Below are 12,100 nucleotides of genomic sequence, written 5' to 3' on the forward strand. Positions count from 1 at the left end.
CGATGTGATCAATCGTAGCGCAATTCGGTCGCCTTGCCGCGAAACAGCACGTAGGCCAGCACGGAATAGCCCAGGATGACCGGGATCACGACGCAGGCGCCCACGAAGATGATGAACAGGCTTTCGGGGGCGGCGGCGGCCTCGTAGATCGTCAGCCGCTTGGGCACGACAAAGGGGTAAAAGCTGTAGGCCATGCCAAGATAGGCCAGCGCGAACAGCCCTGTGGTCACCGAAAACGGCAACCACGACCGGCGGTCGCCCGAAAAGGGCATGGCGCGCAGCATGCGCCACAACCACCAGATCGCCAGGCCTGACAGGATGGGCAGCGGCGCAAGGTAGAAGACCTGCGGCGCCGCCAGCCATTTGTCGAAGATCCGCGTGCTGACCAGCGGCGTGGCCAGCGACACCGCCCCGATACCCAGGATCACGCCCCACAGGCTTTCGCGGCCCCAACGCACCGACTTGAGCTGCAAATCGCCATCGGTCTTGTGGATCAGCCAGGTGGAGCCGATGAAACTGTAGCCGACCGCGAGGAAGACCGCCGTCAGCGTCGCAAAGGCGTATGTGGCCAGAGTCTGTTCAAGGCCCATGATGTAAAGCCCCAGCATGAAGCCCTGGGCCAGCGCGGTCATCAGGCTGCCGGCGAAAAACAGGCGGTTCCACAACCGTTTGTGCTGCGCGCGGGCCTTGGCGCGGAATTCGAAGGCGACACCGCGCAGGATCAGCCCGACCAGCATCACGAAGACCGGCAGGTAGAGCGTGGACAGGATCATGCCATGTGCCTGCGGAAAGGCAACCAGCAGCAGCCCCACCGCCAGGACCAGCCAGGTCTCGTTGGCATCCCAGAACGGCCCGATCGAGCCGATCATGCGATCCTGTTCCGCCGGCTCGGCCAGCGGGAACAGGATGCCGACGCCGAGGTCGAACCCGTCGAGGATCACGTAGATCAGGATCGACAAGCCCATGAGCGAGGCAAAGGCCCAGGGCAGCCAGTCGGCAGGGTTTGCGAAGTCGGGCAGCATGGGCGTCACTCCGCAGGGCTCAGGGCCGCGACCTGCGCCTTGCCCGAATGGCTCATGTCGATGGCGCGGCCATCCTCGCCACGCGCGGCCTTGCGCGCGAGATAGGTGATGACGGCGATATAGGCCAGAAGCAGCGCGGCATAGATCGCCAGATAGGTGATCAGCGTGCCCAGAACCATCGGCGCCGGCACATCGGCCACGGCCATATCGGTGGTCATGACCCCCTGCACCAGCCAGGGCTGGCGGCCGATCTCGGTCGTGTACCAGCCCGCCAGCGTGGCGAGCCAGCCCGAAAAGGCCATCGGGACCAGCGCGTAGAGCAGCGGCCTGGGCAGGCCCTCGACCGCGAACCAATGGCCCTTGATCCGGCCCTCGTGCCGGTCGCGGCGGCGCCACATGAACCAGACCGACGCCCAGCTGAGCAGCAGCATGGCCACGCCCGTTCCGACCATGACGCGGAACGACCAGAAGACGGGGGCCACCGGCGGATGCAGGACGGTGCCGTCCTCGGCCACGAAATCGTTCAGGCCGGTCAACTCACCATCCCACTCATGCGTCAGGATGAACGAGGCAAGACCGGGGAGTCTCGATGGCCATGCGGTTCTCGCGCGCCTCTTCATCCGGGATGCCGAACAGGACCAGCGGTGCCCCGTCCTGCGTTTCCCACAGCCCCTCCATCGCGGCGACCTTGGCCGGCTGGTATTCCTTGGTGTTCAGACCGTGCAGGTCGCCCATGAAGATCTGCACCGGGATCAGCAGCGCACCTATCGCCACGCCGGTCTTCAGCATCGCCCGCACCTCGCGCGAGCGGTCGCCGATCAGCCAGCGGAAGGCCGAGACACCGGCCACCAGGAAGCCCACGGTCAGGAAGCTGGCCAGCATCATGTGCGCGAAGCGATAGGGCATGGACGGGTTGAAGATGATCGCCCACCAGTCGGTTGCAAAGGCCTGGCCATCGATCATCTCGAAGCCTTGCGGCGTGTGCATCCAGCTGTTCAGCACGATGATCCAGAAGGCCGACATCGTCGTGCCGAAGGCCACGAGGAAGGTGGCCAGCATGTGCAGCCAGCCCGGAACGCGCGAAAAGCCGAACAGCATGATGCCGATGAACACCGCCTCGAGGAAGAAGGCGGTCATCACCTCGTAGGCCAAGAGCGGCCCCGCGATATTGCCCACGACCTCCATGAAGCCCGGCCAGTTGGTGCCGAACTGGAAAGACATGGTGATGCCCGACACGACCCCCATCGCAAAGGACAGGGCAAAGACCTTGACCCAGAACCGGTAGGCCGCCATCCACTTGTCGTCCTGCGTCTGGGCAAAGCGCACCCGGAAGAAGAACAGCACCCAGCCAAGCGCGATGGTGATGGTGGGGAACAGGATGTGAAACGAGATATTCGCCGCGAACTGGATGCGGCTGAGGATAAGGGTGTCGAGCGTTTCCATGGTCGGTCGTCCGCTACTTGCGTTGCGTCAGGGCCGGAATGACCCCGCCGGTCTTGTCGATCAGGCCCGCGATGCGGCGGCCCGTGGTCATCAGTTTTACCAGTCGGTCGGTCTCCAGCCGGTCCAACTCGGCGTAAAAGCCGGTCATCGTCTCGATCAGTTCGCGCAGCTCGGCGATGCGGGCCTCGGCATAATCATCGCCTGCGGGGCCCTGCATCTCCAGCTCGCGCAGCTTGGTCAGGGTGGGGTCGATCTCGCGCTTCTTGCGCTCGGCCACCAGGGTGCGCACGATCTCCCACAGGTCGTCCGGCGTGGTGAAATAGTCGCGCCGATCGCCGGGAATGTGCTTGAGCCGGACAAGATTCCAGCTTTGCAATTCCTTCAGACCCATCGAGGTGTTCGACCGGCTGATCCCGAGCGCATCGGTGATCGTTTCCGCGTTGAGCGGCGCGGACGAGAGGAACAGCAGGGCGTAGATCTGCCCGACGGTGCGGTTGATCCCCCACCGGCTGCCCATCTCTCCGAAATGCAGGATGAACTCCTGCTGGAGGGGCGTTGGTGTCATGCCAAAATCCTGTTCGCGCAGAGATTTCAGAAATTTCTGAAACAGAGGTAGGCCCATGACGGGCGACCTCAACACCGTGCGACATTATCTTCCGACACAAGACATGCCTGGCCGGTGTCGGAGGGGCCGATCGGGCGCGGCGCCCGATCGGCGGGATCACACCATCGCCGGCCCGTCCGCCTTGCGCGGGCCGGGGCATGTGGCCGAAGCCGACGCACCGGGTCCGGGGGCTGGACCGGCCCGGATCACCCGGCGGCGATGATGAACGGCAGCGAAATCGTCGCCGCGCCGCCGTCGACCATGTCATGGACGACGTAGTCCAGCACATATTCGCCCTGCGGCACACCATCGAGGTTCAGCAGCAGCGACAGGAAGAACTCGCGGTTCTGGCGGCGGGTGGTGACGGTGTAGCGCCCAAACCCGTCTTGCCGGATCAGGATATCCCCGGCCGGGTTTCTCAGCACCAGATCGACCTCGACATCCAGGGCGAAGGTGCCGTTGTCATTGCGTTGCCAGCCGAACCCCATCGGCTCGGCATAGACGATCAGCGGCTCGCCCGGCTGGAAGATCGAGGTCTCGCGCGGGTCGAAATAACCGTAGGCCGGGGCTTCCTGCTGGATGAACAGGGCGGTCGGGATCGTGATCGGCATGGCCTCCCAAGCGGCGATGGCGGCCTCGTTGGCGGCTGTGTAAGTGGCGAGGTCCTGCGCCGGGGCCGGGGCCGTCAGGGCCAGGGCGATGCAGGTGGCCAAGGCCGGTTTGAACGAGGGGGACATGACACTTTCCTTTCTGTCCGTCGAGACATGCCTATCAGACATCGCCACCGTTTCGAGGCGCGGCGCGCCGGCGACCTGCCGAAGGGAACGGTGGATGGGGCGGGGCGGTGTCGCGGGTCCGCGCGGACAGGACCGGACGACACATCTGTCATCGACAAGCCCCCCCCCCCGCCGGACACGCCTCGGCATCGACCACACCCCACCCCTGTGCGACTGGCGCGCCACGCGACGCGGCGCAGGGGAATGCTACCCTTGGCGCGCGCAGGGCGTTTGATGCAAGTCAATCGTTCAGGCGGACCCCGTCGCGCCGGGGCGGGCTACCAATAGGCCGGGTTATCAAGGGCCGCGACGCAGGCCGATCCCCCGCTGATCGGTGTCAGGGGCGTGCCGTCCAGCGACTGTGCGATCCAGCCATGGGGGTGCGACAGGGGCAGGGGGGCGGCCAGGGCCTCGACGCTGACGGGTTGGAACCCGGTCTTGCCGTAAAAGGCCGGGTCGCCATAGGTCACGGCCACGTCAACCCCCCGTGCGCGCAGATCCTCCAGCGCCGCACGGATCAGCGCCTGACCGACGCCGTGACCCTGCCAGCGCGTCGCCACCGCCATGGGCGACAGCAGGAACACCGTGCGCGGATCCTGGGCAAAGGCCAGCCGTGTGAACAGCACCGCACCGATCAGGCTGTCGCCGTCCAGCGCGAGATAGGGCACAAGGTCTGCCTCGGGGGTGCGGGTCAGCATCTGGCGCACCAGTTTGCCGATCAGCGCCCCCTCATCCGCGCCGTCGGAGTCGGAAAACACGTCGGAAAACAGCGTGATAACCGCGTTTTCACGTCCTGCGACGGTGCTTGTGATCTGCATGGCGCGCCCTCCCACCCGCAAGCGGTAGCACCCGGACCCGCTGCAGATCAACGCCGAGACTGGGCGGTTTCGCTCACGAAAGATTTCCATTTGCAGATGCCCGGTTCCGTGCTTGGATACCGCCCAATAACCAAGGGAGGAGTTGAATGACCCAGGTAACGATGACCGTGAACGGGAAATCCGTTTCCGGCGACGTCGAGGGCCGCACCCTGCTGGCCGAGTTCCTGCGCGAGGGGCTCAAGATGACCGGCACCCATATCGGCTGCGACACCAGCCAGTGCGGCGCCTGTGTGGTGCATATGAATGGCGAGGCGGTCAAAAGCTGCTCGGTGCTGGCGCTGGACGCCGAAGGCGCCGAGGTGATGACCATTGAGGGGATGGCGAACCCCGATGGCTCGCTCTCGGTGATCCAGCAGGCGTTCCAGGATCATCACGGGTTGCAATGCGGCTTCTGCACACCGGGGATGGTGATGTCGGCGGCGGCGCTGCTGAAAGACAACCCCAAGCCGACCGAGCGCGAGATCCGCGAATACCTCGAGGGCAACATCTGCCGCTGTACGGGCTACCACAACATCGTCAAGGCGATCATGGCGGCCAGCGGGCAGGATGTGGGCGCCATCGCCGCCGAATAGGCGCAACGGGGGGGCAGGAGGAGGCCCCCTTTCCCGACGGCCCCCTATGGTGGCGGGCCGCGGCGAAGCGATCTGATTTACAGGGAGGACGACCATGCCGAAGGATCATGGCATCGGCGCCAGCAGCAAGCGGCGCGAGGACTTGCGCTTTCTGACCGGGCGCGGCCGCTATACCGACGATATCAACCTCATGGGCCAGGCCTATGTGCATTTCCTGCGCTCGGACATGGCGCATGGAAAGATCAACGGGATCGACACCACCGAGGCCGAGAAGATGCCGGGTGTGATCCGCATCTTCACCGGCAAGGATTTCGAGGGCGTGGGCGGTCTGCCCTGCGGCTGGCAGGTGACCGACCGGCACGGCAACCCGATGCAGGAGCCGCCGCACCCGATCCTCGCGCAAGGCAAGGTGCGCCATGTGGGCGATCCGATCTGCGCCGTGGTGGCCGAAAGCGCGGCGCAGGCCCGCAGCGCGGCCGAGGCGATCGAACTGGATATCGAGGAACTGCCCGCCGTCATCGACATGAAGGCTGCGGTGCAGGACGGCGCGCCCAAGGTGCATGACGAGCTTGACAGCAACCTGTGCTACGACTGGGGCTTCGTCGAGGAAAACAAGGACGCGGTGACCAAGGCCTTTGACGAGGCCGCGCATGTCACGACGCTGGAACTGGTGAACCAGCGCCTTGCCCCCAACGCGATGGAGCCGAGGGTGGCCGTGGGCGACTATGCGCCCGGCACGGATGAATCCACGCTCTACACCACCAGCCAGAACCCGCATGTGATCCGCCTGCTGATGGGGGCCTTCGTGCTTGGCATCCCCGAGCACAAGCTGCGCGTCGTGGCCCCCGATGTGGGCGGCGGTTTCGGCTCGAAGATCTTCCACTATGCCGAAGAAGCCTTCTGCACCTTTGCCGCCAAGGCGCTGCAACGCCCGGTGAAATGGACGGCCAGCCGGTCCGAGGCGTTCATCTCGGACGCGCAGGGCCGCGACCATGTCACCAGGATCGAACTGGCGCTGGATGCCGACAACAACTTCACCGCGCTGCGGACCGAAACCTATGCGAATATGGGCGCCTACCTGTCCACCTTCGCGCCCTCGGTGCCCACGTGGCTGCATGGCACGCTGATGGCCGGTAACTACAAGACGCCGCTGATCTACGTGAACGTGAAGGCCGTCTTCACCAACACCGTGCCCGTCGATGCCTATCGCGGCGCGGGCCGGCCCGAGGCGACCTTTCAGCTTGAGCGCGTGATCGACAAGGCCGCGCGCGAGCTGGGCGTCGACCCGGTGGAATTGCGCCGCCAGAACTTCGTGACCGAGTTTCCCTATGCGACGCCGGTCGCCGTGGAATACGACACCGGCGACTACCACGCGACGATGGACAAGCTGATGGAGATGATCGACCGCGACGGGTTCGAGGCCCGCGCGGAAGAGTCGAAAAAGCGCGGCAAGCTGCGCGGCCTCGGCATCAACTCCTATATCGAGGCGTGTGGCATTGCCCCCTCGGCCCTTGTCGGGCAGTTGGGCGCACGCGCGGGCCTCTATGAATCGGCCACCGTGCGCGTCAACGCCACCGGCGGTCTGGTCGTGATGACCGGCAGCCACAGCCACGGGCAGGGGCACGAGACCTCGTTCGCGCAGGTCGTGGCCGACATGATCGGCATCGACGAAGGCATGGTCGAGATTGTGCATGGCGACACGGCCAACACGCCCATGGGCATGGGCACCTATGGCTCGCGCTCTCTCGCTGTGGGCGGGTCCGCGATGGTCCGGGCGACCGAGAAGATCATCGCCAAGGCAAAAAAGATCGCCGCCCATTTGATGGAGGCTGCCGAGGGCGATATCGAGTTGAAGGATGGTGAGTTCACTGTCGCGGGCACCGACAAGTCGGTCGCATGGGGCGATGTCACGCTGGCCGCCTACGTGCCGCACAACTATCCGTTGGAGGAGATCGAGCCGGGACTTGAGGAAACCGCCTTCTACGATCCCAACAACTTCACCTACCCGGCGGGCGCCTATGCCTGCGAGGTCGAAGTTGATCCCGACACCGGCAAGGTCGAGATCTTGTCCTTTGCCGCGGCCGACGATTTCGGCAACATCGTCAACCCGATGATCGTGGACGGGCAGGTTCACGGGGGCCTCGCGCAAGGCATCGGGCAGGCCCTGCTCGAAAACTGCGCCTATGACGAGGATGGGCAGCTTCTGTCAGCCAGCTACATGGACTATGCCATGCCGCGCGCCGATGACGTGCCGTTCTATGCGGTGGACCATTCCTGTCAGACGCCCTGCACCCACAACCCGTTGGGCGTGAAGGGCTGTGGCGAGGCCGGGGCCATCGGCTCGCCGCCCGCTGTGGTCAATGCCGTGGTGGACGCGCTGCATCGGGGCGGGCACACCCATGTGATGCATATCGACATGCCGCTGACGCCGCATCGCGTCTGGCAGGCCATGCACCAGGCCTGAGGAAAAGGAGAGAGGCTCATGTACAATTTCGAATTTTCCAAGCCCGGCACCATCGACGAGGCCGTCGCGGCCCTCGGGGCCGAAGAGGCGCAGGCGCTGGGCGGTGGGCAGACCCTGCTGCCCACCATGAAACAACGCCTTGCCGCGCCCGAACGACTTGTCAGTCTGACGGGCATTCCGCAGATCCAGGGCGTTTGCCTGTCGGATGCGGGCGAGGTCTGTATCGGCGGGGCCACCACCCACGCCACTGTCGCGACCGAGACCGCGGCCCACTATCCGGCCTTGGCAGCGCTTGCGGGGCGCATCGGCGACCCGGCGGTGCGCAACCGTGGCACCATCGGCGGCAGCCTCGCCAACAACGACCCGTCGGCCTGTTACCCGGCGGCGGCGCTTGGCTCGGGGGCGCGGATCCTCACCAATGCGCGCGAAATCGCGGCCGACGACATTTCCAGGGCATGTTCGCCACGGCCCTGGACGAGGGCGAGATCATCACCGAGGTGCGCTTTCCCGTGCCCGAGGTGGCGAGTTACCAGAAGTTCGTCCAGCCCGCGTCGCGCTTTGCGCTCGTGGGGGTCTTTGTCGCAAAATTCGCCGACGGCGTGCGCGTGGCCGTCACCGGGGCGTCGTCGGACGGTGTGTTCCGCTGGTCCGAGGCCGAGGAGGCGCTGAACCGGGCCTTCACGAAGGATGCCGTCGATGCGCTGGCACCGCCCTCGGGCGACATGATCGCCGATCTTCACGGCTCGGCCGCCTATCGCGCCCATCTGGTCAAGGTGATGACGGGACGGGCGGTTGCGGCCGCTCACTGACGCGGTCCATGGCGAGCGGGCCCATGCCGCGGCCCGTTCGCCCAGGTGTCACGCGGGCCGGCTCAATCGGCGCGGTCGTTGACGCGGGGCTGCGGGTGGCGGCGGCTGAACGCCTCCAACGGGTCGTCTTCCCCCAACAGATCGGACAGATCGGCCGCGAACCCGATGGTCAGGCCATTGTCGGTCGTGGTGGAAAAATGAAAATGCAGATCGACATCGGTGTGCAGGGCCACGCCGTTCGCGTCATCGCCCGACAGCGCGCCACCGATCAGGCCCATCTCGGCACTGCCCGACAGGGTGATTCCATCCGCCTGTGCCGCGGATCCCAGGCACAGGGCCAATAGTCCTAGTCCGCAAAGACGCATTCCGATCATCCTGCTTGCTTCGCGCTGAGGGTATCGTGGTTTTCGCTGCGGCGCCATGCCCCCGTGTCGCGACATGAAAAAGGCGCGCCGCGCGGCACGCCTTGATCCATTTCGCGCCCGGTCCGGGGTGGGGCCTATTTGGACGGCCCGATCATCATGACCATCTGGCGGCCTTCCATCTTGGGCATGTTTTCGACCTTGCCCAGGCCCTCGACATCGGCGGCGACCCGTTCCAGCAACTCACGCCCGAGGTTCTGGTGCGCCATTTCCCGACCCCTGAAGCGCAAGGTGACCTTGACCTTGTCGCCGGCTTCGAGAAAGCGCGTCACGTTCCGCATCTTCACGTCGTAATCATGCGTGTCGGTGTTGGGCCGGAACTTGACCTCCTTGACCTCGATGGTCTTCTGCTTCTTACGCGCCTCGCTTTCGCGTTTCTGCTGTTCGTACTTGAACTTGCCGAAATCCATGATCTTGCACACGGGTGGCGTGGCATTGGGCGAGATCTCGACAAGGTCGAGACCGGCTTGTGCCGCGAGGTCCATCGCCTGTGACGGGGTCACGACGCCGAGGTTCTCGCCGTCGGCACCGATCAGGCGCAATTCAGGGGCACGGATCTTGTCATTGACGCGCGGGCCGGTGTCACGGGTGGGCGGCGCGTTATGGGGTCTGCGGGCTATGGGTGTCGTCCTTCTGTAACCTTGATTTGAGGCGACAAGGTATCCTTCAACCCCCCCGTGTTCAAGGCGAATTGGACGAAACACGCCGGTACTGTCCCACCCGATGCCATGCCGGTGCGATGGGCCGCCATTGCGCGATCCTCGATGTGGTTGTAAGCGTCGCGCATTCTCGAACAGAACCCAGTGGGGGTCAAAATGAGTCGCGTATTGATAATTCTCGTCGTCCTCGCCGCGCTCGGCGCGGGCGGGTACTTTCTGATGCAGAACGGCGTCGCCCCGGACGAGGCGGACCAGGCGGTCGACACGGCCGTCGAAGAGGCCGAGGACGCCGCCGCGGCGGCTGCCGATGCGGCCGAGGCCGCTGGCGAGGCCGCCCAGGAGACCGCCGAGGGCGTCCTGCAAGAGGCCGAGACCATGGCCGAAGAGGCCGCCGAGACCGTCGAAGGCGCCGTGAACGACGCGGTCGAAACCATGGGCGACATGGCCGATGAGGCCACGGATGCCATCAACAACCTGATGCAAGGCGCCGAAGGCACCGTGGACGAGGCGGTCGAGGCCACCGGTGAGGCCGGTGAAACGGTCGAGCAGGCGGGCGAGGCGGCCGGCCAAGCCGCGGGTCAAGCGGCGCAAGAGGCAGGCGCAGAAGCCGCCGCTGCAGCCCAAGCCGTCGAAGAGGCCGCCGAAGAAGCGGCCGGTGAGGCTGCCACTGCGGCCGAGGCTGTCGAGGAAGCCACCGAAGAAGCCGCCGGCGAGGCCGCCGAAGCGGTGACGGGCGCTGTCCCCGAGGCCGCCGAGGCGCCCGCAGAGCCCGGCATGGCCGAGCTTTTCACGACCGAGGGGTTTGACTTTGACGCCGCCCTGACGGCCATCGACGAGTCCGATCTGAACCCGGTGGCCAAGACCACCGCACGCAGCGCGCTGGAAGGCGCCCGCGACAACCCCGAGCTTTTGCCGGCGGCTCTGGAGCAGGTGCGTGGCCTGCTGGGCCTAGGCGAGTGATCGGCTGAACCGGGCCCGGCGCGATCCGGGCCTGAGCCAACGAAAAACCCCCCGCGGCCGGTGCTGCGGGGGTTTCTTTTTGAGATGCGGCGTTTTGAGACGCGGCGCAGCTTCGGGTCAGTCCAGAAACGCCTTTTCGACCACGTATTGCTTGGGCTGCGAATTGGCGCCCTCCTCGAGCCCGTATTCTTCCAGCATGTCCTTCAGTTCCAGGTTGAAGGCGAGGTTGCCGCAGATCATCGCACGGTCGGTTTCGGGGTTCAGCGGCTCAACCCCGAGGTCGCGAAACGCCTCGCCCGAGCGCATCAGGTCGGTGATGCGGCCCATCTTCGGGCTCTCTTCGCGGGTCGTGGTGGGGTAGTAGCGCAGCTTGTCGGCGAACCCCTCGCCGATCAGCTCGGCCAAAAGCTCATCCTGACGGATGCTGTCGATCAGCTCCTTTCCATATTGCAGCTCGCCCACCTCGCGGCAGGTATGGGTGATGATGACCTCGTCGTAATCCTCGTAGGTCTGCGGGTCGCGCAGCAGGCTGGCGAAGGGGGCAAAGCCGGTGCCGGTGGCAAAGAACCAGATGCGTTTGCCCGGCAAGAGCGCGTCATGCACCAGCGTGCCGACCGGCTTGGGCCGCAGGATGATCTCGTCGCCCGCCTCGATATGTTGCAGGCGCGAGGTCAGGGGACCGTCGGGCACCTTGATCGAGTAGAACTCCAACTCGTCATCCCAGGACGGCGAGGCGATGGAATAGGCGCGCAGGATCGGTTTGGCCTTGCCGGTCTTGGGGTCGGGGTCATCCATCAGGCCGATCATCACGAACTCGCCCGAGCGGAACCGCAGCGAGGCGGGGCGCGTACACCGGAAGCTGAACAAACGGTCGGTCCAATGTTTCACTTCGGTGACGGTCTGGGCGTCGGGAAGGGCGGGTTTGGCCTTGGCGGGTGCGGCTGCGTCGATGTCTTTCACGGGATTGGGCTCGCTCGTTTGGGAACAGTCAGGGCTTAGCCCCTGGGCCTGGCGTTATCCTTGATCTGGATCAGGGGCGGCGTGGCGTCAACCTTTGGCTTGGCCGCGCAACCGCGCCTGGTAGTCGCCCGCCCGCCAATCGGCGCGCGCCAGCCACTGCGCCTGGGGCTGGCGGGCGGCAAGGGCGGCGTCGATCTCGACCTCGTCGAACCCGGCGCGCCGCGCCATGGCGTATTGATCGGCCAGGACATGGCCCGCGGCCCGCAGCCGGCCCCGGTAACCCATGGCGCGCAATCGCCGGGCCAGGGTAAAACCGCGCCCATCGGCAAAACTCGGGAAGGCGACGCGGATCACCGTGATCCGGTCGAGATGCGGGGCCAGCACGCCCGGATCATCGGACGGGGCAAGCGCGACGGCCGCGGCGCCCGTGGCCCCGACCTCGGCCAAGGGAACGAAGGAAGTGCCGACAACGTCATCCGGCCCGAAGCCCGTGTCGCGCACGATCACGCTGTGTGTCATCGCTGTTGGTCC

The 12,100-nt window shown here is 65.7% G+C and carries 11 protein-coding genes and 2 pseudogenes; 4 read left to right on the top strand and 9 right to left on the bottom strand.

Annotated elements, in window-relative coordinates; all coding sequences use genetic code 11:
- Positions 1-8: 8 nt before the first annotated feature.
- The 5 genes and pseudogenes from ROSELON_RS11785 to ROSELON_RS11805 all read right to left on the bottom strand — a co-directional run bounded on the left by ROSELON_RS11785 (position 9) and on the right by ROSELON_RS11805 (position 4,663).
- Complete coding sequence (locus ROSELON_RS11785; RefSeq protein WP_025312585.1) at positions 9-1,022, bottom strand: cytochrome d ubiquinol oxidase subunit II; 1,014 nt, start codon at positions 1,020-1,022, stop codon at positions 9-11.
- A 5-nt stretch (positions 1,023-1,027) separates the two neighbouring features.
- Positions 1,028-2,465 (bottom strand): annotated as a pseudogene (locus ROSELON_RS19210) (cytochrome ubiquinol oxidase subunit I).
- A gap of 13 nt (positions 2,466-2,478) precedes the next feature.
- Entirely contained in the window at positions 2,479-3,030 is a 552-nt protein-coding gene (locus ROSELON_RS11795) for a GbsR/MarR family transcriptional regulator (RefSeq protein WP_025312586.1), read from the bottom strand.
- Positions 3,031-3,275: 245 nt separating this feature from the next.
- Entirely contained in the window at positions 3,276-3,806 is a 531-nt protein-coding gene (locus ROSELON_RS11800) for a hypothetical protein (RefSeq protein ID WP_025312587.1), read from the bottom strand.
- A gap of 317 nt (positions 3,807-4,123) precedes the next feature.
- The gene (locus tag ROSELON_RS11805; protein WP_025312588.1) at positions 4,124-4,663 is read right to left on the bottom strand and encodes a GNAT family N-acetyltransferase; all 540 of its coding nucleotides are present in this window, start codon (positions 4,661-4,663) and stop codon (positions 4,124-4,126) included.
- 146 nt (positions 4,664-4,809) lie between these two features.
- Between ROSELON_RS11805 and ROSELON_RS11810 the strand changes: the two genes are divergently transcribed.
- The 3 genes and pseudogenes from ROSELON_RS11810 (at position 4,810) to ROSELON_RS11820 (ending at position 8,568) form a co-directional block, all read left to right on the top strand.
- On the top strand, positions 4,810-5,295 hold the full coding sequence (locus ROSELON_RS11810; protein WP_025312589.1) for a (2Fe-2S)-binding protein: 486 nt from the start codon (positions 4,810-4,812) through the stop codon (positions 5,293-5,295).
- A gap of 94 nt (positions 5,296-5,389) precedes the next feature.
- Positions 5,390-7,759 carry a xanthine dehydrogenase family protein molybdopterin-binding subunit gene (locus tag ROSELON_RS11815; protein WP_025312590.1) on the top strand — a complete coding sequence of 790 codons (2,370 nt, stop codon included), beginning with the start codon at positions 5,390-5,392 and terminating at the stop codon, positions 7,757-7,759.
- Positions 7,760-7,777: 18 nt separating this feature from the next.
- Positions 7,778-8,568, top strand: a pseudogene (locus ROSELON_RS11820) (FAD binding domain-containing protein).
- A 62-nt stretch (positions 8,569-8,630) separates the two neighbouring features.
- Here the strand turns inward: ROSELON_RS11820 and ROSELON_RS11825 are convergent.
- Positions 8,631-8,933 (bottom strand): porin, encoded by a 303-nt coding sequence (locus ROSELON_RS11825; protein WP_156945935.1) that lies wholly within the window; start codon positions 8,931-8,933, stop codon positions 8,631-8,633.
- A 134-nt stretch (positions 8,934-9,067) separates the two neighbouring features.
- Positions 9,068-9,532 (bottom strand): translation initiation factor IF-3, encoded by a 465-nt coding sequence (infC, locus tag ROSELON_RS11830; protein WP_025312592.1) that lies wholly within the window; start codon positions 9,530-9,532, stop codon positions 9,068-9,070.
- 273 nt (positions 9,533-9,805) lie between these two features.
- Between infC and ROSELON_RS11835 the strand changes: the two genes are divergently transcribed.
- Complete coding sequence (locus ROSELON_RS11835; protein ID WP_025312593.1) at positions 9,806-10,609, top strand: hypothetical protein; 804 nt, start codon at positions 9,806-9,808, stop codon at positions 10,607-10,609.
- Positions 10,610-10,726: 117 nt separating this feature from the next.
- Here ROSELON_RS11835 and ROSELON_RS11840 read toward each other — a convergent pair whose 3' ends face one another.
- Positions 10,727-11,569, bottom strand: coding sequence for a ferredoxin--NADP reductase (locus ROSELON_RS11840; protein WP_025312594.1), 843 nt, complete (start codon positions 11,567-11,569; stop codon positions 10,727-10,729).
- A gap of 87 nt (positions 11,570-11,656) precedes the next feature.
- Positions 11,657-12,088 carry a DUF934 domain-containing protein gene (locus ROSELON_RS11845; RefSeq protein ID WP_025312595.1) on the bottom strand — a complete coding sequence of 144 codons (432 nt, stop codon included), beginning with the start codon at positions 12,086-12,088 and terminating at the stop codon, positions 11,657-11,659.
- Positions 12,089-12,100: the final 12 nt, after the last annotated feature.

The sequence above is a fragment of the Roseibacterium elongatum DSM 19469 genome, from assembly GCF_000590925.1.
Classification (GTDB): domain Bacteria; phylum Pseudomonadota; class Alphaproteobacteria; order Rhodobacterales; family Rhodobacteraceae; genus Roseibacterium; species Roseibacterium elongatum.